The 23,121-nt window shown below is 73.5% G+C and carries 27 protein-coding genes; 10 read left to right on the top strand and 17 right to left on the bottom strand.

Annotated elements, in window-relative coordinates; genetic code table 11:
- Nucleotides 1-48: 48 nt before the first annotated feature.
- Together ACFVSN_RS14100 and ACFVSN_RS14095 are read left to right on the top strand one after the other, a co-directional pair.
- Nucleotides 49-216, top strand: a complete 168-nt coding sequence (locus ACFVSN_RS14100) for a hypothetical protein (RefSeq protein WP_380436319.1) — start codon at nt 49-51, stop codon at nt 214-216.
- 139 nt (nt 217-355) lie between these two features.
- Nucleotides 356-691 carry a hypothetical protein gene (locus ACFVSN_RS14095; protein WP_380436317.1) on the top strand — a complete coding sequence of 112 codons (336 nt, stop codon included), beginning with the start codon at nt 356-358 and terminating at the stop codon, nt 689-691.
- Between the two features lie 43 nt (nt 692-734).
- Here ACFVSN_RS14095 and ACFVSN_RS14090 read toward each other — a convergent pair whose 3' ends face one another.
- The 3 genes from ACFVSN_RS14090 to ACFVSN_RS14080 form a co-directional block, all read right to left on the bottom strand.
- Nucleotides 735-1,577, bottom strand: a complete 843-nt coding sequence (locus ACFVSN_RS14090; RefSeq protein WP_387955215.1) for a hypothetical protein — start codon at nt 1,575-1,577, stop codon at nt 735-737.
- A gap of 57 nt (nt 1,578-1,634) precedes the next feature.
- Entirely contained in the window at nt 1,635-1,871 is a 237-nt protein-coding gene (locus ACFVSN_RS14085) for a DUF6296 family protein (RefSeq protein ID WP_380436313.1), read from the bottom strand.
- A gap of 73 nt (nt 1,872-1,944) precedes the next feature.
- A complete protein-coding gene (locus tag ACFVSN_RS14080) occupies nt 1,945-2,184 on the bottom strand; it encodes a DUF2277 domain-containing protein (RefSeq protein ID WP_380500536.1) in 240 nt (79 codons plus the stop codon).
- A gap of 214 nt (nt 2,185-2,398) precedes the next feature.
- Between ACFVSN_RS14080 and ACFVSN_RS14075 the strand changes: the two genes are divergently transcribed.
- Nucleotides 2,399-3,619, top strand: coding sequence for an MFS transporter (locus tag ACFVSN_RS14075; RefSeq protein ID WP_387955213.1), 1,221 nt, complete (start codon nt 2,399-2,401; stop codon nt 3,617-3,619).
- Here ACFVSN_RS14075 and ACFVSN_RS14070 read toward each other — a convergent pair.
- Nucleotides 3,616-4,146, bottom strand: a complete 531-nt coding sequence (locus ACFVSN_RS14070; RefSeq protein ID WP_387955211.1) for a gamma carbonic anhydrase family protein — start codon at nt 4,144-4,146, stop codon at nt 3,616-3,618. The genes ACFVSN_RS14075 and ACFVSN_RS14070 overlap by 4 nt on opposite strands.
- Nucleotides 4,147-4,324: 178 nt before the next feature.
- Here ACFVSN_RS14070 and ACFVSN_RS14065 point away from each other — a divergent pair, with 178 nt between their 5' ends.
- Nucleotides 4,325-4,879 (top strand): type II toxin-antitoxin system Phd/YefM family antitoxin, encoded by a 555-nt coding sequence (locus tag ACFVSN_RS14065; RefSeq protein WP_380436305.1) that lies wholly within the window; start codon nt 4,325-4,327, stop codon nt 4,877-4,879.
- Nucleotides 4,876-5,274: a type II toxin-antitoxin system VapC family toxin gene (locus tag ACFVSN_RS14060; protein ID WP_380500533.1), complete on the top strand. Its 399-nt coding sequence runs from the start codon at nt 4,876-4,878 to the stop codon at nt 5,272-5,274. The genes ACFVSN_RS14065 and ACFVSN_RS14060 overlap by 4 nt, the downstream gene beginning before the upstream one ends.
- A 68-nt stretch (nt 5,275-5,342) precedes the next feature.
- On the opposite strand, the gene ACFVSN_RS14055 is transcribed toward ACFVSN_RS14060, so the two are convergent.
- Nucleotides 5,343-5,909: a DJ-1/PfpI family protein gene (locus tag ACFVSN_RS14055; protein WP_387955208.1), complete on the bottom strand. Its 567-nt coding sequence runs from the start codon at nt 5,907-5,909 to the stop codon at nt 5,343-5,345.
- A gap of 209 nt (nt 5,910-6,118) precedes the next feature.
- On the opposite strand from ACFVSN_RS14055, the gene ACFVSN_RS14050 reads away from it, so the two are divergent.
- Together ACFVSN_RS14050 and ACFVSN_RS14045 are read left to right on the top strand one after the other, a co-directional pair.
- Nucleotides 6,119-6,667: an RBBP9/YdeN family alpha/beta hydrolase gene (locus tag ACFVSN_RS14050; protein WP_387955206.1), complete on the top strand. Its 549-nt coding sequence runs from the start codon at nt 6,119-6,121 to the stop codon at nt 6,665-6,667.
- A 124-nt stretch (nt 6,668-6,791) separates the two neighbouring features.
- Complete coding sequence (locus ACFVSN_RS14045; RefSeq protein ID WP_387955204.1) at nt 6,792-7,367, top strand: hypothetical protein; 576 nt, start codon at nt 6,792-6,794, stop codon at nt 7,365-7,367.
- A gap of 85 nt (nt 7,368-7,452) precedes the next feature.
- Here ACFVSN_RS14045 and ACFVSN_RS14040 read toward each other — a convergent pair whose 3' ends face one another.
- Nucleotides 7,453-9,705, bottom strand: coding sequence for a transglycosylase domain-containing protein (locus ACFVSN_RS14040; RefSeq protein ID WP_380436295.1), 2,253 nt, complete (start codon nt 9,703-9,705; stop codon nt 7,453-7,455).
- Between the two features lie 181 nt (nt 9,706-9,886).
- Nucleotides 9,887-11,380, bottom strand: coding sequence for an alpha/beta hydrolase (locus ACFVSN_RS14035; protein ID WP_387955202.1), 1,494 nt, complete (start codon nt 11,378-11,380; stop codon nt 9,887-9,889).
- A gap of 195 nt (nt 11,381-11,575) precedes the next feature.
- On the opposite strand from ACFVSN_RS14035, the gene ACFVSN_RS14030 reads away from it, so the two are divergent.
- The gene (locus ACFVSN_RS14030) at nt 11,576-12,874 is read left to right on the top strand and encodes a YibE/F family protein (RefSeq protein ID WP_387955200.1); all 1,299 of its coding nucleotides are present in this window, start codon (nt 11,576-11,578) and stop codon (nt 12,872-12,874) included.
- Nucleotides 12,875-12,879: 5 nt separating this feature from the next.
- Here ACFVSN_RS14030 and ACFVSN_RS14025 read toward each other — a convergent pair whose 3' ends face one another.
- The 3 genes from ACFVSN_RS14025 to map all read right to left on the bottom strand — a co-directional run bounded on the left by ACFVSN_RS14025 (nt 12,880) and on the right by map (nt 14,910).
- Entirely contained in the window at nt 12,880-13,305 is a 426-nt protein-coding gene (locus tag ACFVSN_RS14025; protein WP_380436289.1) for an acyl-CoA thioesterase, read from the bottom strand.
- A gap of 59 nt (nt 13,306-13,364) precedes the next feature.
- Entirely contained in the window at nt 13,365-14,057 is a 693-nt protein-coding gene (locus ACFVSN_RS14020) for an HAD-IA family hydrolase (protein ID WP_380500527.1), read from the bottom strand.
- 85 nt (nt 14,058-14,142) lie between these two features.
- Entirely contained in the window at nt 14,143-14,910 is a 768-nt protein-coding gene (gene map, locus ACFVSN_RS14015) for a type I methionyl aminopeptidase (protein ID WP_380436285.1), read from the bottom strand.
- Nucleotides 14,911-15,017: 107 nt separating this feature from the next.
- Between map and ACFVSN_RS14010 the strand changes: the two genes are divergently transcribed.
- Nucleotides 15,018-15,287, top strand: coding sequence for a helix-turn-helix domain-containing protein (locus tag ACFVSN_RS14010; protein WP_380500526.1), 270 nt, complete (start codon nt 15,018-15,020; stop codon nt 15,285-15,287).
- Between the two features lie 64 nt (nt 15,288-15,351).
- Here the strand turns inward: ACFVSN_RS14010 and ACFVSN_RS14005 are convergent, their stop codons facing one another.
- The 6 genes from ACFVSN_RS14005 to ACFVSN_RS13980 form a co-directional block, all read right to left on the bottom strand.
- Entirely contained in the window at nt 15,352-16,746 is a 1,395-nt protein-coding gene (locus ACFVSN_RS14005; protein ID WP_380436283.1) for an ABC transporter substrate-binding protein, read from the bottom strand.
- A 44-nt stretch (nt 16,747-16,790) separates the two neighbouring features.
- Nucleotides 16,791-17,675: a carbohydrate ABC transporter permease gene (locus ACFVSN_RS14000; RefSeq protein WP_380436281.1), complete on the bottom strand. Its 885-nt coding sequence runs from the start codon at nt 17,673-17,675 to the stop codon at nt 16,791-16,793.
- Nucleotides 17,672-18,592 (bottom strand): carbohydrate ABC transporter permease, encoded by a 921-nt coding sequence (locus ACFVSN_RS13995; RefSeq protein WP_380436279.1) that lies wholly within the window; start codon nt 18,590-18,592, stop codon nt 17,672-17,674. The genes ACFVSN_RS14000 and ACFVSN_RS13995 overlap by 4 nt, the downstream gene beginning before the upstream one ends.
- 405 nt (nt 18,593-18,997) lie before the next feature.
- Nucleotides 18,998-19,759 carry an SDR family NAD(P)-dependent oxidoreductase gene (locus ACFVSN_RS13990; protein ID WP_380500523.1) on the bottom strand — a complete coding sequence of 254 codons (762 nt, stop codon included), beginning with the start codon at nt 19,757-19,759 and terminating at the stop codon, nt 18,998-19,000.
- Nucleotides 19,756-21,198 (bottom strand): MFS transporter, encoded by a 1,443-nt coding sequence (locus tag ACFVSN_RS13985; RefSeq protein WP_387955197.1) that lies wholly within the window; start codon nt 21,196-21,198, stop codon nt 19,756-19,758. The genes ACFVSN_RS13990 and ACFVSN_RS13985 overlap by 4 nt, the downstream gene beginning before the upstream one ends.
- A 154-nt stretch (nt 21,199-21,352) precedes the next feature.
- On the bottom strand, nt 21,353-21,934 hold the full coding sequence (locus ACFVSN_RS13980; RefSeq protein ID WP_380436271.1) for a TetR/AcrR family transcriptional regulator: 582 nt from the start codon (nt 21,932-21,934) through the stop codon (nt 21,353-21,355).
- A gap of 220 nt (nt 21,935-22,154) precedes the next feature.
- On the opposite strand from ACFVSN_RS13980, the gene ACFVSN_RS13975 reads away from it, so the two are divergent.
- Nucleotides 22,155-22,640 (top strand): DoxX family protein, encoded by a 486-nt coding sequence (locus ACFVSN_RS13975; RefSeq protein ID WP_387955195.1) that lies wholly within the window; start codon nt 22,155-22,157, stop codon nt 22,638-22,640.
- A gap of 26 nt (nt 22,641-22,666) precedes the next feature.
- On the opposite strand, the gene ACFVSN_RS13970 is transcribed toward ACFVSN_RS13975, so the two are convergent.
- Nucleotides 22,667-22,972 (bottom strand): MTH1187 family thiamine-binding protein, encoded by a 306-nt coding sequence (locus tag ACFVSN_RS13970; RefSeq protein ID WP_380436267.1) that lies wholly within the window; start codon nt 22,970-22,972, stop codon nt 22,667-22,669.
- Between the last annotated feature and the right edge of the window lie 149 nt (nt 22,973-23,121).

The following is a 23,121-nucleotide window of genomic DNA, read 5'->3' as shown; positions in this document are numbered from 1 at the left end:
CGCCCCGTCGAGGCGTGCCCGGACCGGCCGAGGAGACGGAGCCCGCAGATGACCGACATGAGCGACCGGGCCCACGTGAGCACCGAGACCGACGAGGACGTCCGCGCCGCGGACCCCGAGGAGGGCGTCACCTCGATGCAGAACCTTCACGCGCAGGACGAGTCCCGGGCGGAAGGCGAACCCATGCTGGACGAGAACGGTACGAGCAGCAGCTGACCAGCTGACGGACGAGGGCGTGTCTTCCGGTCCGAGCCGGAAGACGCGCCCTGAGGCCGCCCGGACGTCCCGGGCGGCCTCCGGCTACCGCTGGTGTCGCTCCCGGACGGGCGGCCGACCGGCGGGGGAGGATAGGCGCATGACCGAGCACACTCAGGGCGGCGGGCGGGTCCAGCCGCCCGCGGACCCGCGCGCTTCGTGGGCGACCTGGACCACGCAGTCGATCATCAGCGGGCCCGGCGGGGTCACCACCGCCGAGGTCGGGCCGATCTCCGGCGACCTCACCGTGCACACCACGTGGGTGGACGGCGAGGCCCGGCTGACCGTCCAGTACACCGGCGCGCTGGACTGGTACACGGTGTCCGGCAGCCCCGTTCCGGCGGCGGACGAGACGACCGCGCGGGCGATCCACCAGGCGATGGTCAACGGCGTCAAGGCCGGCCGCGGCGCCGCGGCACCGCCCGTCGCGGGGTAGCCGGGCAGCGGGGAGCCGGGCAGCGGGGTAGCCGGGCAGTCGGCTACCGCGCGGCGGCGTCCCAGTAGGAGGCGTCCGCCGGACGGCGCCGGCGCAGGTCCTCGCGGACCTCGCCGGCCAGCCGTCGGGTGTCGCGCCGGTTCACGGTGGCACCGATGCCCGCGCCGACCAGCAGCGGCGTCACCGAGGGCAGCCGGCGCAGCGAGCTGCGGGTCAGCCGGCGCCGGACCTGCTGGCGCACCTCCGCGCCGAGCGCCAGCGCGGCGAAGCCCGCCGGGCGGGCCAGCAGCGTGGCGTCGACGCCCCGGCGGTTGGCCCACGCGGAGACGTAGGCGGTGGCCCGCTGGGTGACGCTCCCGGTCGCCGGAACGCCGTAGACCTCGTGCAGCTCGGCGATCAGCTTGACCTCCACGGCCGCCACGGCGAGCGTCTCGGCCGCGATCTCCACCGGCATCGCGGGCGGCACCGGCAGCATCGCCGCCGCGCCGACACTCGCTCCGAGCGCGCCCGACGCCCTGGTCGCGCCGAGCACCAGCAGGTCGGCGAGCTGCTCGGGGTCGGCGGCGCCGGGGTGCTGGGCCCGCAGCGTGGCCAGGCTGCGGACCGGGATGCGCGGCGCAGCCCGCACGAGCTGGTCGGTGAGCGCCCGGCCGCCGATCGCGGCGCCCTTGGCGGCGGCGCGGCCACCCGTGCCGAGCCGCCGGGCGACGCCGCGCACCAGGGACCGGCCGCGGCCGCCCTCCGCCCGGTACTCGGCCACCTGCCACTCGCCGACCGGCCGCTCGGCCTCCTCGACCAGGCCGGCGAGCTCGTCCGCGAGCTGCTCGGGGACGGCGGCACCGGGCTCGGAGCGGTCCGAACGGCCGGGCTTGCGGAAGATTGCCATGCACATCCGCTACCCGGTCCGGGCGGGTGCTAGTCGGTTCGTCGCGCCCTCAGGCCCTTATGGCAGCGGCTCGGCGTGCACCGGGAGGTGCGGGGACTGGTGACCGCCGCTGGCGAGCATGCGGACCTCGCCGGCGTCGCTGATCTCGGCCCGGACGATGCCGCTCGCGTCCTCGTACACCGGATGGCCGCCCGGGCCCGTCGCGCTCGTGCGCGCGACCACGACCACGTCCTGCGGCGCCTGGGTGCCGGGGGTGCCGGGGAAGGTGAGTGCGTAACGTGTGGGCGGGTTCATCACCGACCTCCTCCTGGTACCTGTACGCCCTGCCCGCGTCCCGGGGCCGTCTCCCGGCCCGGTGGGCGGCGGTCTACGCGGTGGCCTCGGCCGTGGCCCGGGCGGAAGCGCCGCGGACCTCCAGTTCGTCGAGCAGCCGGGCGGTCGCCTCGGTGACCGCCTCGACGGCCCGGTCGAAGGCCTCCCGGTTGTGCGCGGCCGGGGCGCGGAACCCGGACACCTTCCGGACGTACTGCAGCGCGGCGGCGCGGAAGTCGTCCTCGTCGGCGTCGGGAGTCACGGGGGGTCGCAGCGTCTTGATGTTGCGGCACATGCCCCCAGTCTCCCGCGCGGGCGGCCCGCTGGCGAGCCCTTCCGACGAGCCCGTGACGTCACCCGGCGTGTCCGCCCCGGCCGGCCGCCTCCGCACCACCCCGCGTCACCGGCCCGTCATGATCGGCTTACGGGACCGTCACCCGGGCGGATTAGGATGCCGGACGAACGAATGCGCCCCGATCCGTCCGCACTTCTCCCCCGGAGCCACCCCCTTGCCTCTCGCGCTGGTCGCCCTGGCCGTCACCGCGTTCGCCATCGGCACCACCGAGTTCGCCGCCATGGGGCTCCTCCCCCAGGTGGCGGACAGCCTGCACGTCTCGATCCCCCAGGCCGGCTGGCTGATCTCCGCGTACGCCGTCGGCGTCGTGATCGGCGCTCCGCTGCTCACCGCGCTCGCCGCCGGACGCCCGCGCAAGGCAGTGCTGGTCGCCCTCGCCGGGGTCTTCGCCACCGGCAACCTGCTGTGCGCGCTCGCCCCCGACTTCTGGACGCTCGCCGCCGCCCGGCTCGTCACCGGGCTGCCGCACGGCGCGTTCTTCGGCGCCGGAGCGGTGGCCGCCGCCGAACTGGTCGCCCCCGACAAGAAGGCCCGCGCGGTCGCCGTCATGTTCTCCGGCCTGACCGTCGCCAACATCGTCGGCGTGCCCGCCGCGACCCTGCTCGGGCAGCACCTCGGCTGGCGGGCGACGATGCTCGTCGTCGTCCTCATCGCCGCCGCCGGCACGCTCGCCATCGCCCGCCTCGTACCGCACCTGCCCTCCCCCGCCCAGTCCGGGCTCCGGCACGAGCTGCGCGCCTTCCGCAGCGGGCAGCTGTGGCTGGCGCTGGCCACCGTCGTCTTCGGGTGCGGCGGGTTCTTCGCGTGCTACAGCTACATCACGCCGCTGCTCACCGAGGTCTCCGGGTACGCCACCGGGTCCGTGACGCTGGTGCTCGCGCTGTTCGGCGTCGGAATGACGATCGGCAACGTGCTGGGCGGCTTCGCCGCCGACCGGGCGCTGCGGCCGACCGTCTGCGCGGCGTTCCTGCTGCTGGCCGCCGCGCTCGGCCTCTTCGCGGTGACCGCGCACGCGGAGTGGTCGGCGGCCGTGACCGTCGTGCTGATCGGGCTGTTCGGCTTCGCGATCGTGCCGGCCGTGCAGACCCTCGTCATGCAGAAGGCGCGCAGTGCGCCGACGCTGGCCTCGGCGACCGTGCAGGGCGCGTTCAACCTGGCCAACGCCCAGGGCGCGTACTTCGGCGGCCTCGCCCTGGACGCCGGCCTCGGCTGGACCTCGCCGACCCTCGTCGGCGCCGGGCTCGCGGCGTCGGGCGCGGTGGTCGCGCTGCTCGCGTGGGCCGCCGACCGGCGCCGGCCCGCGGACGGTCCGCCCGCGGTGCCGGTGCCGGCCGGGGAGGCCCGGGAGGCCGCGGCCGTCTGGGGCACGCCTTAGCCGACGGGCTCGATGTCCCGGTGGGCGTCGGCCAGGAGCTGGTAGCCGGCGCCGTTGAGCTTGATCCCGGCCCGCTCGTCCTCGGTCAGCTCGCGCCGGACCTTCGCGGGCACGCCGGCGACCAGCGAACCCGGCGGCACCTGCATCCCCTGCGGCACCACGGCACCGGCCGCGACCAGCGAACCGGCGCCGATCCGGGCGCCGTTGAGGACGGTGGCGTTCATCCCGACCAGGACGTCGTCCTCGACGGTGCAGCCGTGCAGCACGGCGTTGTGCCCAACGGAGATCCGCTCACCGACCACCAGCGGGAAGCCCGGGTCGGCGTGCAGGGTGCAGTTGTCCTGGATGTTGCTGCCCGCGCCGACCACGATGGCCTCGGCGTCGCCGCGCAGCACCGCGCCGTACCAGACGCTCGCCCCGGCGGCGACGGTCACGTCCCCGACCACGACGGCGTTGGGCGCGACGAACGCCCCGGGATCGACGGCGGGCACCCTGCCCCCGACGGCGGCGATCAGCGGCTCTGCCATGTCTCGTCCTCCTGCTGACGATCAACTGCTCTCTCGCCGGTCACCGTAGGACGTCGGCCGACGGCACCGGAAGAGGGGTCCGTCCCAGCGACCGCCGCCTGTCCCGCAACCGGCAGCCGCATCCCCCGTTTGGGCGACTTTGCATCGGAATGGCCGAGGCGAGTTGTAAAGTCTTTACATGACCACCGCTCCGCACGACCGGTCAGAGGTTCCGGCCACCGTGCCCACGGTGGCGCTGGCCGATGCCCGCGCCGAGCTCTCGAAGATCGTCACTCTGGCCGAACACACCGGCCGCATCACCGCCATCACGCGCTACGGCAAGCCCGTCGCCGCAGTCGTGCCGGCCGCGTTGCTCCACCTGCTGTCCGGCGCCCACATCGGGCCTCGCCCCATGGCGGCCACGGACATCGAGCGGATCGCCGCTCGGGCCCGGTCCGCGGACACCCAACCCTCCAGCGACGACATCCGCACGGTCATGGACGACGTCAAGGCCGACAGTCCCGATCCCCATGCCGTCGCAGCCCCCGCCGACTTGCGGGAAGAACGCGTACGCGCCATCGCCGAGGCGCTCAGCGAATGGATCGACACTCCGCTCTCCGCCGTCATCGACGTGCACCGGCCGCGCGCCGAGCCGCCCGTTGACAGCGAGCCCGGAGCCGCTGACAGCGAGCCGACCATAGGTGACGTGCTGGAAGCCCTGGCCATCCGAATCAGCCGCGAGGCAGCGGAGTGATCGTCATCGATGCCAGCGCGACCGTCGAATTACTGGTCGGCACCGGACCCACCGCCGACCGCGTACGGGAGCGCCTCATCGGCGAGGACGTGTACGCCCCGGCACACCTCGACCACGAGGTCAGTCGTGTGATCTGCCGCCTGTGGCAGAAGCACCTGCTCGCCGAGGCCGACGCAACCGCTGCGGTCAACGATCTGGACGCCCTCGACGTCCAGCGCATCCCGATTCCCGGGCTGCTCCAGCGGGCTTGGTCGCTGCGGGACAACACCTACGTGGGTGACGCGTTCTACATCGCGCTCGCCGAGACGTTGCTCTGCCCGCTACTCACGACCGACGCGAAGATGGCAGGTGTCCCTGGGATCACGTGCCTCGTCGAGCACGTCCCAAAGGTCTGACATCGCACGGTACTTGCCCCATCCGGCCGCGCCCCCGGGGTGGGGCGGGGGCGCGGCGGGGGCGCAGGTCAGGAGGCGGGGGCCTTCGTGCGGAGGACCTCGATGAAGGCGCGGAGCCAGGCGGGGTGGTCGGGCCAGGCGCGGGCGGAGACGACCACGCCGTCCACGACGGCCTCGGCGTCGACGAACTCGGCGCCCGCGGCCTTCACGTCCGGGGCGAGCGCGGGGTAGGCGGAGCTGCGGCGGCCGGCGAGGTCGCCGGTGGCGGCGCTGATCAGCGGGCCGTGGCAGATCTGCGCGACCGGCTTGTCGCCCGCGAAGAAGTGGCGGACGATGCGCTGCACCTCGGGGTCGTTGCGCAGGTACTCGGGGGCCCGGCCGCCGGGGATCACGAGCGCCACGTAGTCGGCCGGGTCGACGTCGGCGAAGGCGACGTCCGCGGGCCAGGTGTAGCCCGATTTCTCCGTATAGGTGTCGAATCCGTCGACGAAGTCGTGCACGACGAACTGGAGGCGCTTCTTCGTCGGCGCCGCGATGTCGACCTGGTAGCCCTCCTCGCGCAGCCGCTGGTACGGGTAGAACACCTCCAGCGACTCGGCGGCGTCCCCGGTGACGAGCAGGATCTTCGATGTCATCGCCGACATCCCTCCGTGTGATCGATCGTCAGGCACGAAACGGGCCGCGGGCCCGGTACAACCTCCCGCACCCGCCGCGGCGTTCGCAACAGGGCGCACCGGGCGAACTGCGGCGCGTGACGGTTCTCGCGCGCCCCGAAAGGGCCGTGCGCGCCGGGCCCTAGGCGTCCTAGACTCCTCACCGCACGAACCACGTTCCAAGGAGTCACATGTCGGACCGCACCACCTACCTCGTCCTGGCGGGCTACGAGAACTCGGGGCCCGAGCACTGGCAGACCCGGTGGGAGGAGGCCGAGCCGGAGGCGTTCCGGCGGGTCCAGCAGGCCGACTGGGACCGGCCGGAGGCCGGGGACTGGGTGGCCCGGGTGGACGCCGCGGTCGCGGAGGCCGCGGCGCGGGGGCCCGTGGTGCTCGTCGCGCACAGCCTCGGCTGCATCACGGCGGCGCGCTGGGTGGCCGGTGCCGCCGCGGAGCGGACGGCCGCCGTGCGGGGTGCGCTGCTGGTCGCGCCCGCCGACATCGACAACGCCGACGTCCCGGTGCTGGCGGGCTTCCGCCCGGTGGTGCTGGCACCGTTCCCGTTCCCCGCGGTGGTGGTCGCCAGCACCGACGACCCGTGGGTGACGACCGATCGGGCGCGGGAGTTCGCCGGGGCGTGGGGTGCCCGGTTCGTCGAGGCCGGGGCCCACGGGCACCTCAACTCGGCGGCCGGACTGGGAGACTGGCCGGCGGGCCGGGCACTGCTCGCCGAGCTCTGACGGCAGCGGGCCACCAAAGACGGGCAACCGAAGACGGGCAACGACACCGAGGCTCCCCCTCCGGGAGCCCTCGCACCGACGACCGGGGGGACGACGGGGGATGCGCGGACGAGTCACGCCGCGGATGCGGCGCACACTGGTGCGGGCGCTCGCGGGCGCCGGGCTGGCGGCCGTCCTGCTCTACACCGTGGGGCAGTGGGAGAGCCGCTCCGGCGGCCGGATGCAGGTCGCCGACCTGCTGAACCGGCCCGAGGCGCTGCTCGGCGCGGCGCTGGCCGCGATGATCGGCGCCGCGTGGCTGGCCGACCGGCGCAGTGCCGTGCGGTCGGCCACCCGGGCGGTCACGGTCACCGCCGGGGTGGTGTTCCTGCTCGGCGCGGTCGCCGTGCACAAGGTGTCGGCGGCGGAGACGCGCAGCCGCGAGAGCGCCCCGGCAGGGGCCGAGCGGGCGCTCGTCGTGGTGCACCGCTCGTACGGGACGGGGCCGGAGCCGGGCGAGCACTGGCAGGTGCTGCTGGAATCCGGCAGCGGCTGGGACGCCCGCCGCTGGACGCTGGCCGACGTCGGCGGCGCGCCGGGCGACGGGCGGCTGGTGCAGGCGAGTTGGACGGGCCGGGACCGGATCACCATCGTGACGGACGCCTACCAGCGGGTGTTCACCCTCGACCCGGACACCGGCGATCCGGTGGAGGCGCGGTAGGCGAACGGACGGAGGGCCCCGCAGGAGCGTTCCTGCGGGGCCCTCCGTCCGTCGTCCGCCATCTGCCGTCCGCCGTCCGCCCGGCTCAGCCGTCGTCGGAGTGGTCGGGTGTGGGCGTGCCGTGCGGGCGTCCGGGGCCCTGGGTCGTGCCGCCGGGGCTGCCGGAGGCGGACGGGCTACCGCTCGGGCCGGCCGGGTCGCGCTTGGGCGGCGGGTCCGGGATGTAGACGGTCGTGAAGTCGTCCTCCGGCATGGACTTCACCGCGTCGCTCATCGCCTGCCGCCAGATCGGCCCGGGGCCGGTCGCGCCGAAGACCTCCTCCTGGTAGTGGCCGCCGATCCGGATGTTCTTCATCGGCACCTTGGTGCCCGGGCTGCCCAGCCACACCGAGCCGGCCAGGTTGCCGGTGTAGCCGGTGAACCAGGCCGACTTCTTCTCGTCGGTGGTGCCGGTCTTGCCGGCGATCTGGCGGCCGTCGTCGAGGCCGAGGTCCTTGCCGGTGCCCTTCTCGGTCACGCCGAGGAGCACGGTGTTGACGACGTCCGCGGTGTTCTGGGACATCACCTGGTCGCACTTGGCGGGGGGCACGGGGACGTCCTTGCCGTCGACCGTCGAGATCCGGGTGATCGCGGCCGGCGCGCAGTACCTCCCGCGGGCGGCGAAGGTCGCGTACACGTTGGCCATGGTCAGCGGGCTGACCTCCTGCGTGCCGAGGCCGATCGCGGGCACCTCCTGGAGCGCCTCGCCGCTGGCCTTGGCCGTCACGCCCAGCTTGTTGGCCATCTGCTTGACGGCGCAGAGGCCGATCTCCTGCTCCATCTGCACGAAGTAGGTGTTGACCGACTTGGCCATGGCCTCCTTGAGCTCGTAGGGGCCGACCTCGCTCGCGCTCTCGTTCGGGATGGTGCCTTCCTTCTTGCCCTTGCTCAGGTTCTTCCACGTGCCGTTGCAGGTCGACATCGTCGGCCAGTCCATCCGGTTCGGCGCCGAGTAGGACTGGGTGGGCGGCAGCCCCGCCTCCAGGGCGGCGGCGGCCACGATGGGCTTGAAGTTGGAGCCGGGCTGGAAGCCGATGCCGCCGCCCATCACCGCGTCGACGTTGTAGTTGACGACGGTCTCGTTCTTCTCCTTCGCGAGGCCGTACGGGCGGGTCTGGGCCATCGCGAGGATGTCGCCGGTGCCGGGTTCGACCATCGTCATCGCCGCCGAGACCGGGTCGGTCACGTACACCAGGTCGGAGACGGCCTTCTGGGCGGCGGCCTGCTTCTCCGGGTCCATGGTGGTGAAGATATTGAGGCCGCCCTGGTCCCACAGCTTCTTGCGGTCGGCGGCGCTCTTGCCGAACGCCGGGTCCTGCTTGACGACGTGGCGCACGTAGTCGCAGAAGAAGCCCATGCCCGCCCTGGCGGTGATGCAGCCGTTCTGCGGGTCGCGGTAGTTGAGGCCGAGCGGCGCGGCCTTGGCCTCCCGGGCCTGATCGGCGGTGATGTGCTTGTTCTCCACCATCTTGTCGATGACGGTGTCCCGGCGCTTCTGCGCGGCCACCGGGTGGAGCTTGGGGTCGTACTGGGACGGGTTCTGCACCAGCCCGGCGAGCATGGCCGCCTCGGGGAGGGTGAGGTCCTTGGCGTCCTTGGCGAAGTAGCGCTGGGAGGCGGCCTCGATGCCGTACGCCTGGTGCCCGTAGAAGGTGATGTTCAGGTAGTTGGTGAGGATCTGGTCCTTGGTCAGGTCCTCCTCCAGCTTGATGGCGTACTTGAGTTCCTGGATCTTGCGGCCGAGCGTCTTGCGCTGGGCCTCGGCGACCGCGACCGGGTCGTCGCCGGCCTTCTCGACGTTGACGTTCTTCACGTACTGCTGGGTGAGCGTGGAGGCGCCCTGGACGGTCGCGCCGCTCTCCGCGTTCTTGGTGATGGCCCGCAGGATGCCCTTGAGGTCGACGGCGCCGTGCTCGTAGAAGCGGGCGTCCTCGATGTCCACCTGGGCATGTCTGATCAGCGGTGACATCTGCTCGGCCGGGATGACCGTGCGGTCCCGCTCGTAGACCTTGGCGATCAGGCCGCCCTTGGCGTCGAAGATCTGCGTCGCCTGCGTCAGTGGAGGCGTCTTGAAGTCGTCGGGGATGCTCTCGAAGCTTTCCGCACCGTTCTTCGCACCCAGCCCGATCGCGCCGGCCCCGGGGAGCACGATCCCCGCGAGCAGGACGCCACCGAGCACACTGCTGCCGAGGAACGTGGCCGTGTGCCCGACCAGCCCGAGCGGGGTTTCCCGGCGCCGGGGTCGTGGCACCCACGTGTCGCCGGGGTCCGGGGCAGGTATGCGGCTCTTCCGTGACATAGCTGGAACACTACGGCCACGAAAAGCCGCTGAGGAGCGGGTGTTGGCCAAGCTTTGTCACAAAACCGCGACAGGTTCGACTCATTCGAGACGATCGGTCACACGTCCGGGCGGAGGCCGGGGCGATCACTCACGGTTTGTCGGCCCCCGCCCGGTTTGGCACGTGTGGATCATGTGCGCGTCATCCGGCCGGGCAGGTCACGTCCTCGGCGGGGAGCCGCCCGGTGAGCAGGAACGCGGTGACGGCCGCGTCGCCGCAGGCGTTGCCGTTGGCGGCGTACGCGTCGTGGCCGCCCGAGTCGATCGACACCATGCGGGCCCGCGGGCCGAACGCCTCACGGAGCTTCAGGGCACCCTGGTGGGGGGTGGCGGGGTCGCGGAGGTTCTGGGCGAGGAGCACGTTCGCCGGGCCGCGGGAGGTGACGCGGGTCGGCGGCTCGGCGGGCTTGAACGGCCAGAACGCGCACGGCATGACGTTGACGGGCATGCCGGCGGTGAGCGGGCGGGCGGCGCGCTCGGCGGCGGTGTCCCGGGCGTACGCCGCGGGGTCGGTGGGCCACGCGACGTCGTTGCACAGGGTGCCGACCGAGACGGCGATGGTGTTCTGGACGGCCTGCTCGGGCGGCGTGACCGGGGCCGGCAGCGGGCGGCGGCCGAGACCGGCCAGCATCAGCCGGGCGAGGTCGGGGAACTCGGCGTCCGCGTAGAGGCTCTGCAGCATCGTCTCGCGCAGCACGTTGCCGTTCAGCTCGGCCGGGTTGGCGCCGGGCCAGGGCAGCGGCGTGCGGTCCAGGCGGGCGGCGAGGTCGAGGAAGAGCGGGCGGACCTCCTCGGGGCTGTCCGCGACGCGGTCCGGGTTCCCGGGCGCCGAAGCCCACTTGGCGAAGTCGGGGAACCGGTCCTCCGCGCCGGGGCCGAAGTTGGCGAGCCAGCCGCGCTCGACGCGGGACGGGTCCGGGTCGTCGTTGCTGTCGAGGACGACCCGGTCGGTGCGCCCGGGGAACATCGTGGCGTAGACGGCGCCCGCGTACGTGCCGTACGACGTGCCCCACGCGGAGAGCCGGCGCTCGCCGAGGGCCTGGCGGACGCGGTCGATATCGCGGGCCTCGTTGCGGGTGGAGATGCTGCGCAGCACCGGGCCGCCGTTGCGGGCGCAGGTCTCGGCGACCCGGCGGGCGGTGGCGAGGTTCTCGTCGATCGAACCGTCGGCGGCGGGCCAGGGGCGCAGCTTGACCATCGCGAGGTCGGGCGTGTCCAGGCCGCAGCCGACCGGCGTCGAGCGGCCGACGCCGCGCGGGTCGAAGCCGACCAGGTCGAAGCGGTCGAGGACGGACTGCGGCAGGTGCCGGGCCGCGCTCGTCGGGAGGTTCAGGCCGGAGCCGCCGGGTCCGCCGGGGATGGTGAGCAGCACGCCGTGGCGCTCGTCCGGCTTGGCGGCGCGGATCCGGGAGACGGCGATCGTGATCTGCTCGCCGTGCGGATCGGCGTAGTCCAGCGGGACGGTGACGGTGGCGCACTGCTGGCGGGGGTCGACGGTGCCCTCGCAGGAGGTCCAGGCGAGGCCCTGGCCCGGACGGTCGGCGGCTGCGGCCGCGGCGGGCAGGGCGGTGAGGGAGAGCGCGGCCACCGCGGCGACGGCGGCGGCCCGCTTGAGGTTCGACTTCGTGTTCGGCATGGTCAGAATTCTTCGCCGGAACGCCACTTGACCCCATCCGGCCAACCGGCCGGTCCCCGGTAGGGTAATCCCCCGCCCGGCCGCTGCGGCACGCCCACGGGTTGGTCACTGCGGTGGTCCGGCCGGTCCGGCGCCGATGATTTCGGGGGGCTGCGGCGGACCTTGGCAGCCGCGCGACCGCTGAGGAGGCGTGAGGTGGACGAGGGGACGCACGAGCACGACGACGGGCAGGAAGGTCACCAGGACGGGCACGGCAAGGAGCACGGGCACGGCGGGGCCGGGGCCGCGGCGCACGGGCACGGGCACTCCCACGGACCGGCGGCGCCCGTCTCCGCCCGCCTGCGCCGGATCATCGCCGCCGTGCTCATCCCGTTCGCGCTGGCCGTCCTGGCCGGGCTCGTGGTGCTGTGGCCCGGCGGCGTGCCGTCGCACCCGCGCACCGGGGTCGGGTTCGACCAGCAGGTCCAGCACGGCCGGGTGACCAGGGTGCAGGAACTGCCGTGCAGCGCCGTCAACCCGGCCGACCAGGGCACCTGCCGGCAGGACACCGTCGAGGTGACCACCGGTCCGGACAAGGGCCGCACCTTCGCCGTCGTCGTGCACCCGGGCGAGCCGCGGCAGTACGACGTGGGCGAGGAGGTCGTCCTCACGTACGCGCCGGACGCTCCGCCGGACCTCCAGTACAGCGTGGTCGACGTCGACCGGAACCTGCCGATGGGGGTGCTCGCGGGCGTCTTCGCGGTGGCCGTGGTCGCCGTCGGGCGGTGGCGCGGGCTGGCCGCGCTGGTCGCGCTCGCGATCAGCTTCGCGGTGCTGTCGCTGTTCATCCTGCCGGCCGTCCTGCGCGGCTCGGACCCGCTGCTGGTGGCCATCGTCGGGGCGAGCGCGATCATGCTGATCGCGCTCTACCTGTGCCACGGGCTGTCCGCCCGGACGTCGGTCGCGGTGCTCGGCACGCTCGTCTCGCTCGTCCTGATCGGCGTGCTGAGCCTGGTGTTCGCCTCCTGGGCGCACCTGACCGGCAACACGTCGGAGGAGACCGGGCTGGTCCACGACCTGTACCCGGGCATCCAGATCCGCGGCCTGCTGCTGGCCGGGTTCGTCATCGGCTCGCTCGGCGTGCTCTTCGACGTGACGGTCACCCAGACCTCGGCGATCTGGGAGCTGCACGCGGCCGACCCCGGCATGGGTGTGCGCAAGCTCTACCGGACGGGCATGCGGATCGGCCGCGACCACATCGCGTCCACCGTCAACACCCTGGTGCTCGCGTACGCGGGCGCGGCGCTGCCGCTGCTCCTGCTGTTCTCGATCGCGCACCGCAACGTGATCGACGTGGCGACGAGCGAGCTGGTCGCCGAGGAGATCGCGCGGACCCTCGTCGGCAGCATCGGGCTCGTCGCCTCCGTGCCGGTGACCACCGCGCTGGCCGCGCTGATCGCCGCGGCCGACCACCCGGGGGCGGCGGCGCGCGGCGGTCGGCACCGGCACGCGTAGGGGCTCTACAGGCCCAGCAGCGCCGGGTCGGAGGCGGCGGCGCGCAGCGCCTCGCGGGGGTCGGCGACCAGCCGGCGCTCCGTCAGGTCGAGGATGCCGCCGACACCGGTGACCTCGGCCGCGACGACGCCGTCGGTGCGGGTGATGCGCTGCACCACCTGGAAGGTCTTGCCGTCGCGCCACACGAACGCGCAGCTCACGTCGACGGTGTCGCCGGCGCGCAGCTCGCGCAGGTACCTGACGGTCGTCTCCAGCACCACCGGGCCGACGCCCTTGGCGACCAGCTCGGCCTGGCGGATGCCGGCGGCCCGGAGGTACTCCCAGCGGGCGTGTTCGGCGTACTGGAGGTAGACGGACTGGTTGAGGTGGCCCTGGGTGTCGGTCTCGTACCCGCGGACCGTCACCCGCGTCGTGAAGTCGTGATCGGTCATGGTCGGCACGCTACTCCGGGGGCCGGCGGGGCTGCCGTGTGGTGTCGGTCACCAGGGGCTCACGGGAGGAGGTCGAGGAGCGGGGCGAGGGCGGCCGGGCGGCGGTCGACCGGCAGGTGGTCGACGGGGTGGAACGCGCAGCCGAGGGCCGTCGCGCCGCCGTCGCAGGTGCGGTCGTCGCCGACCATCAGGACGTCGGCCGGCGCGAGGCCGAGCCGTGCGCAGGCCGCTTCGAAGATGACCGGGTCCGGCTTCTGCGCGCCGACCTCGACGGACAGGACGTAGACGTCGACGAGCTCGTCCAGGCCGTGCGCGCGGAAGACCGGGCGCAGGTCCCAGCCGATGTTGCTGACCACGGCCACCGGGACGCCGCGGCGGCGCAGCTCGCGCAGCGTCGGTTCGGCGTCGGGGTAGGGCTGCCAGCTGGCCGGGGCCATGTGCGTGTCGTAGAGGGTGTCGACGTCGAGCCCGGCGGGCGGCTCGGCGGCGCGGGCCAGCGCGGTGTACGCGCTCCGGTGCAGCTCGGCGCTCAAGTCCCGGACGTCCCAGGCCTCCTGGACGTCCGCCGGGATCCGCCGGGGCGCCACGCCGCCCGGCAGGGCGCCGAACTCCTCCAGGCGGGCGACCAGTTCGGCCCGCTCCCGGTCGGTCAGCGCCGGGCCGGCGGCGGCCGTGTGGGCGTCGAGCCACCGGGCGGTGGAGACGACGCGGAAGAGCGTCCCGGAGAAGTCGAACATCACGCCTTTGGTCACGCCGCCGAGACTACCGGGCACCGGGGGCGGGCTCGCCGGCGTCCGGCGGTTCGACGGCGGACGTTCAGCGGACGGACATGTCGCCCTACGGGAGGGTGAGGATCCGCGGGCCGTCCTCGGTGATGGCGACGGTGTGTTCGATGTGGGCGGCGCGGGCGCCGTCCGTGGTGCGGAGCGTCCAGCCGTCGGGGTCGGTGGCGTAGTCGTCCCGGCCGCCGGCGATGAGCATGGGCTCGATGGCCAGCACCAGGCCCGGGCGCAGCGGGTAGCCCCGGCCTGGGCGGCCCTCGTTGGGCACGTGCGGGTCCTCGTGCATGCGGCGTCCGATGCCGTGGCCGCCGTAGCCGTCCAGCAGGCCGTAGCGGGCGCTCCGGGCGACGGTGCCGACGGCGTGCCCGATGTCGCCGGTGCGGTTGCCCGCGACGGCGGCGGCGATCCCGGCCTCCAGGGCGCGGCGGGTGGTGTCGATCAGCGCGGTGTCCTCGGGCCGGGCGGTGCCGACGGTGAAGCTGACGGCCGCGTCGCCCGCCCAGCCGTCGAGGAGAGCGCCGCAGTCGATGCTGACGAGGTCGCCGTCGCGCAGCCGGTAGCCGTCGGGGATCCCGTGGACGACGGCGTCGTTCACCGAGGCGCAGATGACGGCCGGGAACGGGACGGACGCGAAGGAGGGCCGGTACCCGAGGAACGGCGAGGTGGCCCCGGCCGCCCGCAGCACTCCTCGCGCGATCTCGTCCAGCTCCAGCAGGCTCACCCCGACCGCCGCTTCGGCCTGCATGGCGGCGTGGGCATTGGCGACGACGCGGCCGGCTTCGCGCATCGCGGCGAGGGCGGCGTCGGACTTGATCTCGACCATGGGGGTGGGGCGTCCTCTCGGAATCCAATTCTTATACCGGTATTTGTATCACGGTCGAGGGCGGGAAAGGGACACCTCTCCGCCCGGGAAGGCTTAGGATCGGCAGCATGGTGAGGACTCCGCTGACCCCGTGGGAGCGCGAGCGCGGCGAGCGCTTCGGGGCGTTGCTGCGCGAGGCGCGCGGCACGCGCAGCATGGTCGAGGTGGCCGCGTCGGCGGGGATCTCGGCGGAGACGCTGCGCAAGATCGAGACCGGCCGGGCGCCGACGCCGTCGTTCTTCACGATCGCCGCGCTCGCCTACGCGCTCGACCTCTCGCTCGACGAGATCGCCGCGGCCTGCGCCCTGCCGGAGGACGGCGAGGCGCTGTCGGCGTGAACGCGGACGCCCGCCCGGGCGCAGGTGCACCGGGCGGGCGTCGCCTTCGGGTCGACGGAGGGCGTCAGCCGACCGAGCTGTTGTAGCTGTCGATCGCCGGCTGCAGCTCCTTGGCCGCGTCGGCGAGCGCCTGCTGCGCCGTTTTCGAGCCCTTGATCGTCTGCTCGATGGCCGTCTCCACGCCCTTGCGCGCCTGCGGCATCACACCCAGCAGGCAGCCGGCCGTGGCCGGGGTCGGCTTGGTGGCCTTCAGCTGGTCGATGGCGGTCTGGAACTGCGGGTACTTGGCCACCCACTCCTTGTCCTTGGGGTCGTCCAGGGACTTGGTGTTCACCGGGAAGTAGCCGGTGCCGCTGTGCCAGGCGGCCTGCTGCTCCGGCGACGTCAGGAACTTCTCGAACTCCCAGGACGCGCGCTTCTCGGCGTCCGAGTGGCCGGGACCGCTGATCCACAGCGAGGCGCCGCCGATCACCGGGCCGCCCTGGTCGCCCGCGGCGACCTTCGGGAAGGCGGCGGTGCCCACGGTGAACTTGGCCGCCTGGGTGTAGCCGCTCAGGACGCCGGTGGACTCCAGGTGCATCGCGACGGTGCCGGCCTTGAACGCGGCCTGGGCGTCGTCGGTGTTGCGCCCGGTGTTGGCCGCGTAGCCGTTCTTGACCAGGTCGGCCCACCACTGGACGATCTGCGCGCCCTGGGCGGAGTCGAAGACGACCTTGCCGGCCTTGTTGCTGCGCCCGTTGTCCTGGTCGCAGTACATCGTGCCGGACTCGGCCAGCAGCTGCTCGACGAACCAGCCGTAGATGGCGGCGCCGAAGCCGTAGCGCACCGTCTGGCCGCTCGCGTCCTTCTTGGTCAGCTTCTGCGCGAGGTCGCCGAGTTCGGCGAGGTTCGTCGGCGGCTTGGCCGGGTCGAGGCCGGCCTCCTTGAAGGCGTCGGTGTTCAGGTAGAGCAGCGGCATCGAGGAGTTGAACGGCATGCTCTGGAGCTTGCCGCCGGCCGAGTAGTAGTTGCGGATGTTCGGGTCCAGGTCGGCGAGCGAGTAGCCGTCCTTGTCCGCGAAGGCCTGGGCGGGGACCGTCTGCCTGGAGTCGATCATGAAGCGGGTCCCGATGTCGTAGACCTGCACGACGGCGGGGGTGCCCTTCTGCTGCACCGCGGCCTTGTACTTGGCGACCAGGTCGTCGTACTTGCCCTGGAACTCCGCCTTGACCTCGATCTTGCCCTGGTGGGCCGCGTTGAACTGGCTCACCAGGCCGTTCAGCACGTCGGCGTTCTTGCCGGTCATCGAGTGCCAGAACTCGACGGTGGTGACGCCGGATGCCTGGTCGAGGGCCTGGGCGCCGGGGGCCGCCGCGTCACCGGAGCCGCCGGAGCCCGACGTCGAGCCGCTGGAGCTGCAGGCGGTCAGGGACAGGCCGGCCACCAGCAGGGCCGCGAGCGCGCGTGCACTCTTCTTCACGGGGGTTCTCTCTCTGTGGGGTGCGGGAGGGACGGACGAGCTGATCAGCGCACGGCGCCCGCGGTCAGGCCGCGGACGATGAACCGCTGGCCGAAGACCACCAGGGCGAGGGTCGGCAGCAGCGAGAGGACGACGCCGGCGAGGATCAGGCCGGGGTCGGACATCTCGGAGTCGCGCAGCGAGGTCAGACCGATCTGCAGCGTCTGCATGTTCGCCGTGCGGGTGATGATGAGCGGCCAGAAGTACTGGTTCCAGGCGGACAGGAACACGTAGATCGACAGCGCCGCCAGGGCCGGCTTGTTGAGCGGGACGACGATCTTCCACAGGAAGCGCCAGTGGCCGGCGCCGTCGATCCGGGCCGCGTCGCGCAGCTCGGCGGGCAGCTGGCGGAACGACTGCCGCAGCATGAACGTGCCGAAGCCGGAGGCGAGGAAGGGCAGCACCAGGCCGAAGTAGGTGTTGCCGAGGCCCCAGTCCGACAGCGTCAGGTAGTTGGGGATGATGATGGCCTCCCAGGGGACCATCAGCGTCGCCAGGAACACCCCGAACACCACGGCCCGCGCCCGGATCGGCAGGAAGACGAAGGCGTACGCGGCCAGGATCGAGGTGAACAGCTGGGCCAGGGTGATGGCCGTCGCCGTGATCGCCGAGTTGGCGTACTGGCGGGCCAGCGGGATGGTCTCGACGGCGCCGGAGAAGTTCCGCCCGGTGACGGAGTGGGGCACCAGCGCCGGCGGGTACGAGGAGAGTTCGGACGGGCCCATGAAGGCGCCGGCCACCGCGTAGTACACCGGGAAGGCCACGGTGACGACGGCGACGGCGAGCACCAGGTAGACGGCGGCGCGGGCGAGCAGCTCGCGCGGGGACCGGCCGGCCAGGACGCCCGTGCGGCGACGGGGCTCGGCGGCCTCCGTGACGACAGTGGTCATGCGTAGTGCACCTTCCGCTCCAGGACGCCGAACTGGACGGCCGTGCAGGCGAGGACGACCAGGAGCAGCACGACGGCCTGCGCGCTCGCGGTGCCGAAGTCGCTGGAGCCGTACGCGAACGCCTTCTCGTACACGGAGTAGACGAGCGTGCGCGTGGCGCCGTCCGGACCGCCCTTGGTGAGGATGTGGATCTGGCCGAAGCTCTGCAGCGAGTGGACGGTGGAGACCACGGTGAGGAAGAACAGGTGCGGGCCGAGCATCGGCACGGTGATCGAACGGGCCAGCCGCAGGCCGGTCGCGCCGTCCAGCCGCGCCGCCTCCATGATCTCGCCGGGGATCGATCCGACGCCGGCCGAGAGCACCAGGACGTTGTAGCCGAGGTTCATCCACACGGTCGTGGCGGCGACGGACACCAGCGCGTACCGGTCGTCGGTGAGCCAGCCCACCGGGCCGAGGCCGACGTGCGAGAGCAGACCGTTGATCACCCCGCTCGCGGGGTTGAAGAACACCGCGAAGACCACGGACGCGCTGGCCACCGAGAAGGCGAACGGCAGCGCGAACGCGGACCGCAGCAGCCGCACACCGCGGATCCGGTTCTCCAGGAGCAGCACCAGCACGAGCGCGCCGAGGACCCCGGGCACGACGGTGAGCAGCGTGAACAGGGCGGTGGTGACCAGTGTGCGGCCGAAGTCGGCGGAGCTCAGCAGGTCGGTGTAGTGCTGAAACCCGACGTAGCGGGAGGGCGCGCCGAACAGGTCGTTGGCGTGGGCGCTCAGGTAGAGGGTCCGCCCCAGCGGGTAGCCGATGAACAGGACGAAGACGGCCAGCGAGGGCAGCAGGAAGGCCCAGGCGAGGCCGTGTTCGCCCCAGCGGCGGCTGCGCCGCGGGTGGGGCGCGGGGTGCGGTGCGGTCGGCATGGGTGAGCGCGTCCGCCTTTCGTGATGTCGGTTCCGGCCGAAACCGTGTCCTGCCCGTGCGACGCGCCGGGAACCCTGCGGTGATCAACCGGTGACCACGGGATTACGCGTTCGCGTCAAATCCGGACGGTCGTGCGCGGAGCAGCGTTCGGGCCGTCGGTGGTGCGGCGTACGGTTCCCACGTGAACGACGGGATCGTCGACGTGCGGGCCGGAATGGCCGAAACCTTGCGGGGGCGGGAGGGCGCCTGGGCGTTCGTCAGGCCCGGCCGGACGCACTGGTGCTCGTGATCGAGGACGACCTCATCGCGGCCAGGGCCCGTACGGAGGAAGCGTTGAACGCGCTTTGAGAATGCTGCGGCCCAACGGCTCGGCGTGGCCGGACCGTTGGGCCGTGGTGCGCTCGTCAGGCCGTCACGCCGCCGTCGAGGACGAGGTCGGCGCCGACGGTGTACCCGGCCTCGGGCGAGGCGAGGTAGAGGACCGCGGCGGCGGCCTCCTCGACCGAACCCGTCCGGCCCAGCGGGACGGCGTCCTTCATCCGCTCGGCCTTGTCCGCGGCGCTCTCCCCGGGGCGGGTGGACATCGTCGTCTCCACCGGGCCGGGGCTCACCAGGTTGATCCGCACGCCGTCCGCGATGTGGTCGCGGGCGGCGGCCCGGGTGATCGCGGTGACGGCGGCCTTGCTGGCGGCATAGGCACCGAGGCCGGCGACGCGCTGGTGCACGCCGATGTTGGAGGAGATGTTGACGATCGCGCCGCCGCCGTTGGCGCGCAGGTGGGCGATCTGGTGCTTCATCGCGAGGAAGGTGCCGGTCAGGTTGATGCCGATGACGCGGTCCCACTCGGCCTCGTCGATGTCGGCGACCGGGCCGGCGCCGCCGAACACGCCCGCGTTGTTGACGGCGACGTCCAGTGCGCCGAGGTGCTCGACGGTCTCACGGACCAGCCGGGCCGCGTCCGCGCCGTCCGTGACGTCGCCGGTGAGCGCGACGGCCTTGCCGCCCTCGCGCTCGATCAGCTCGACGGTCTCGGCGAGCGGGCCTCCGGTGCGGCCCGCGACGGCGACCCGGGCGCCCTCCCGGGCGAAGGCGAGCGCGACCGCGCGCCCGATGCCGGTGCCGCCTCCGGTGACGAGGACGGCGCGGTCGGCGAAGCGCTTGCTCATGACGTGAACTCCTTGATGTGGATCGTGCTTTCGGATGATGTGGCAGTGCGGGTGGTTCGGGTGGTGCGGGTGGTGCGGGTGGTGCGGGTGGTGCGGGTGGTGCGGGGCAGCGTCGCGACCGCGGCGCCGGTGAGCGCCAGGGCGGCGGCGCCGGCCGCGAAGGCCGCCGCGTAGCCGCCGACGACGGTCGGCCGGGTGGCGGCGAGCGCCATCAGGGCGGCGACGCCGGCGGTGGGGCCGAGTTCCATCGCCGTGTTGAACAGTCCGGCGGCGAGGCCGGTCCGCTCGGGCGGCACCCCGCCGGTGGCGAGGACGGCCGCGCCGGCGAAGGCCGGTCCGGCCCCGGCGGGCAGGAGGAGCAGGCCGGGCAGCAGCCCGACGGCGTACCCGCTGCCGGGTGCGAGGCCGGCCAGCAGGGCGAGGCCCGTGGCCGCCACGGCCAGGCCGCCCGCGGTGACCGTGACGGCGCCGTACCGGGCCGTCAGCGGCGCGGCGAGGCGGCCGGCGAGCACCAGCACCGCCGCGTACGGGAGGAAGGCGGCCGAGGTGGCCAACACGTCCCAGTCGCGGACCTGTTGGAGGTAGAGGGCGAGCAACAGGAACGTCAGCGCGGTGCCGGTGGCGGTCACCATGACGGCGGCGAGCGCGGTGGCGCGGCGGCGGTCGGCCAGGAAGCCGGGCGGCAGCAGTGGGTCGACGGCGCGCCGTTCGGCGGCGGCGAAGGCGAGGAGCAGGACGAGTCCGGCGGCGAGCGGGGCGAGCACGACGGGAGTGCCCCAGCCGTGGTCGGTGGACGCGACCAGGCCGTAACTGGCCGCGCACACACCGGCGGTGGCGAGGACGGCACCCCGCAGGTCCAGGCCCGGCCCGCGCCCACGACCGGGCTCGGCGGGCGGCAGGCCACCGGAGCGCACCAGGGCCAGGGCCGCGACCAGCACGGGCACGGCGAACGGCCAGCGCCAGGACGCCCACGCCGCGACCACGCCCGAGATCAGGCTCCCCGCGGTCGCCCCGAGCACCGAGAGCCCGCCCCACGTCGCCATCGCCCGGCGGTAGTCGGCGGCCCCCGGGTGCAGCGCCCGGACCACCGCGACCGCCGCCGGGGCGACCAGCGCCGCACCGGCACCCTGGCCGAACCGGCCCGCCAACAGCGCGGCGAAGCCGGGCGCGACGGCGCAGGCGGCGGAGGCCGCGCCGAACAGGGCGAGCCCGGCCCGTAACACGCGGCACCCGCCGTACCGGTCGGCGAGCCGCCCGCCGAGCAGGAGCAGCGAGCTGAACGAGAGCCCGTAGGCCGCGCTCAGCACCAGCACGCCGGACGGGCCGAGCCCGAACTGCCGCGCCACCAAGGGCAGCGGGACGGTGAGGAGCATGAGCGTGAAGATCAGCGCGACCTGGACGGCGCCGAGCAGCGCGAAGCCTGTTCGCGCCGTTGCCATTGCCGCTGCCATTGCCGCTGCCATTGCCGTTGCCTTCGCCGGAGCCCGAGAGCCCGGCATGGACAACCCCCTCATGGCCACTCCCCCTATGTAGACCGTTCGGTTCAGAATAAGGACACAAAAAGGCCGCGCGGCCGCCACCCCGCGACCTCGGTCAGCCCAGCAGCACGAGCGCCTGCTCGGCGGCGTCCCGCACGCGCGCCGGCCCGTCCGCGACCTTGCCCATCACGCGCATGCCCTGCATCAGCACCATGAGCGTCCGCGCCAGCGCCCGGGGGTCGCGCCCCTCGGACAGCTCCCCCTGCGCCTCGGCGCGCACGAGCGCGGCGGTCAGCAGCGCCTCCAGGTGGCCGAGGCTCGCCTCCACCCGGCGCGCGGCCGACGGGTCGTGCGGCGCCAGTTCGACCGCCGTGTTGACGACGAAGCAGCCGCGCTCCCGCTCGCTCCCGGTGGATTCCGCCGCGTACCGACGGACCACCGCGCGGACCGCCGGCAGCACCGGCCCGGGCCGGGAGAGCTCGGCGAGCAGCACCGGGTCGGTCTGCTCGCCGTAGCGCTCCAGCGCGCGCAGGTACAGCTCGTGCTTGCTGCCGAACGTGGCGTACAGGCTCGCGCGGCCGATCCCGAGCCCCTCGACCAGGTCGGCCATGGACGTGGCCTCGTAGCCGCGCCGCCAGAACAGCTCCAGGGCCGCCTGCAGCGCCGCGTCCGGGTCGAATTCCTTCGTTCGCGCCATGGTGGAACGCTAAACCTTTCTGGACCGCTCGGTCAATATAGAAGTTTGCAAGGGGCTCGTCCGACTCTTCTCCTGCCGATCGACGGCCGGCCCGCACGCCGGCCGACTTGACGGAATTCGCCAGAGCCGAGGGGAATCTGACGGACCATTGTCAAGTGGACTAGACCATAGCTACCCTTGCCGACCACCCCTCCTCCCCCACACCAGGAGGCGTTGCCCCATGTCCGTCCACTTCCCCACCACCCCGCGCGCAGTGACCGACAGCGCCCGCCCGCTCGCCCTGGCGGCCTTCCGGGTCGTCGTCGGCCTGCTCTTCGCCTGCCACGGCGCCGCCTCCCTGTTCGGCGTCCTCGGCGGCGCCAAGGGCGGCGGCACCGTCCCGTTCGGCCAGTGGCCGGGCTGGTGGGCCGCCCTGATCCAGCTGGCCGGCGGCCTCCTCGTCGCGGTCGGCCTCGGCACCCGCTGGGCCGCGCTGCTCTGCTCCGGCTCGATGGCCTACGCCTACTTCACCGTCCACCAGCAGCACGCGCTGCTCCCGCTGCAGAACGGCGGCGAGCCGTCCGTCATGTTCTGCTGGGCGTTCCTCGCCATCGCCGCCATCGGCTCCGGCCCGTACGCCCTGGACCGGCTGCTGCCGGGCCGGACCCAGGCCGCCGACCACGCCACGGAGCCGGCGGCGGAGCGCGCCCGGGTGAGCCAGCCCTGACCGTTCTCCGCGAGGTGCCGGCCGGGCTAGGACCGCTCCCCCTCCGCGAGGTGCCGTTCGACGGACGCGACCTTGGCGGTGAGCCCGTCGGTGACGCCGGCCCGGTCGTCGATCTTGATGACCGTGCTCACCCGGCCGCTGTAGGCCTTCACCGCCTCGATCGCCGCCCTGATCACCGGCATCACCTCGTCCCACTCCCCCTCGACGCTGGTGAACATCGCGTCCGTGCGGTTGGGCAGCCCGCTCGCCCGCACGACGCGGACGGCGGCGGCGACCGCCTCCCCCACGTCCTCGCCGATGCCCAACGGGGTGACCGAAAACGCAGCGATCACGGCTGCACTCCTCTCGAACGGCACTGGTCGCGGGGGCCGGGCCCCCCCCGGGCCCCCCCCCCCCGGAACACCCACCAGCCCCGGGCCCGGCCCCCCCCCCCACCCGCGGGGGGGGTACCGGCCCCCGCGCCCCCCGGCCCGCCCCCGGG

This window comes from Kitasatospora sp. NPDC057904 (genome assembly GCF_042887925.1).
Lineage (GTDB): Bacteria > Actinomycetota > Actinomycetes > Streptomycetales > Streptomycetaceae > Kitasatospora.
Note: the sequence above shows the minus strand (reverse complement) of the source record. Positions and strands in the feature narration are given on the sequence as shown.

What these genes read in the sequence shown, in the direction of transcription:
- ACFVSN_RS14100 (WP_380436319.1), top strand. Translation starts at nt 49, where the DNA reads ATGACCGACATGAGCGACCGGGCCCACGTGAGCACCGAGACCGACGAG.
- ACFVSN_RS14095 (WP_380436317.1), top strand. Translation starts at nt 356, where the DNA reads ATGACCGAGCACACTCAGGGCGGCGGGCGGGTCCAGCCGCCCGCGGAC.
- ACFVSN_RS14090 (WP_387955215.1), bottom strand. Translation starts at nt 1,577, where the DNA reads ATGGCAATCTTCCGCAAGCCCGGCCGTTCGGACCGCTCCGAGCCCGGT.
- ACFVSN_RS14085 (WP_380436313.1), bottom strand. Translation starts at nt 1,871, where the DNA reads ATGAACCCGCCCACACGTTACGCACTCACCTTCCCCGGCACCCCCGGC.
- ACFVSN_RS14080 (WP_380500536.1), bottom strand. Translation starts at nt 2,184, where the DNA reads ATGTGCCGCAACATCAAGACGCTGCGACCCCCCGTGACTCCCGACGCC.
- ACFVSN_RS14070 (WP_387955211.1), bottom strand. Translation starts at nt 4,146, where the DNA reads ATGGCAGAGCCGCTGATCGCCGCCGTCGGGGGCAGGGTGCCCGCCGTC.
- ACFVSN_RS14065 (WP_380436305.1), top strand. Translation starts at nt 4,325, where the DNA reads ATGACCACCGCTCCGCACGACCGGTCAGAGGTTCCGGCCACCGTGCCC.
- ACFVSN_RS14055 (WP_387955208.1), bottom strand. Translation starts at nt 5,909, where the DNA reads ATGACATCGAAGATCCTGCTCGTCACCGGGGACGCCGCCGAGTCGCTG.
- ACFVSN_RS14050 (WP_387955206.1), top strand. Translation starts at nt 6,119, where the DNA reads ATGTCGGACCGCACCACCTACCTCGTCCTGGCGGGCTACGAGAACTCG.
- ACFVSN_RS14045 (WP_387955204.1), top strand. Translation starts at nt 6,792, where the DNA reads ATGCGGCGCACACTGGTGCGGGCGCTCGCGGGCGCCGGGCTGGCGGCC.
- ACFVSN_RS14040 (WP_380436295.1), bottom strand. Translation starts at nt 9,705, where the DNA reads ATGTCACGGAAGAGCCGCATACCTGCCCCGGACCCCGGCGACACGTGG.
- ACFVSN_RS14035 (WP_387955202.1), bottom strand. Translation starts at nt 11,380, where the DNA reads ATGCCGAACACGAAGTCGAACCTCAAGCGGGCCGCCGCCGTCGCCGCG.
- ACFVSN_RS14025 (WP_380436289.1), bottom strand. Translation starts at nt 13,305, where the DNA reads ATGACCGATCACGACTTCACGACGCGGGTGACGGTCCGCGGGTACGAG.
- map (WP_380436285.1), bottom strand. Translation starts at nt 14,910, where the DNA reads ATGGTCGAGATCAAGTCCGACGCCGCCCTCGCCGCGATGCGCGAAGCC.
- ACFVSN_RS14010 (WP_380500526.1), top strand. Translation starts at nt 15,018, where the DNA reads ATGGTGAGGACTCCGCTGACCCCGTGGGAGCGCGAGCGCGGCGAGCGC.
- ACFVSN_RS14000 (WP_380436281.1), bottom strand. Translation starts at nt 17,675, where the DNA reads ATGACCACTGTCGTCACGGAGGCCGCCGAGCCCCGTCGCCGCACGGGC.
- ACFVSN_RS13995 (WP_380436279.1), bottom strand. Translation starts at nt 18,592, where the DNA reads ATGCCGACCGCACCGCACCCCGCGCCCCACCCGCGGCGCAGCCGCCGC.
- ACFVSN_RS13990 (WP_380500523.1), bottom strand. Translation starts at nt 19,759, where the DNA reads ATGAGCAAGCGCTTCGCCGACCGCGCCGTCCTCGTCACCGGAGGCGGC.
- ACFVSN_RS13985 (WP_387955197.1), bottom strand. Translation starts at nt 21,198, where the DNA reads ATGGCAACGGCGCGAACAGGCTTCGCGCTGCTCGGCGCCGTCCAGGTC.
- ACFVSN_RS13980 (WP_380436271.1), bottom strand. Translation starts at nt 21,934, where the DNA reads ATGGCGCGAACGAAGGAATTCGACCCGGACGCGGCGCTGCAGGCGGCC.
- ACFVSN_RS13975 (WP_387955195.1), top strand. Translation starts at nt 22,155, where the DNA reads ATGTCCGTCCACTTCCCCACCACCCCGCGCGCAGTGACCGACAGCGCC.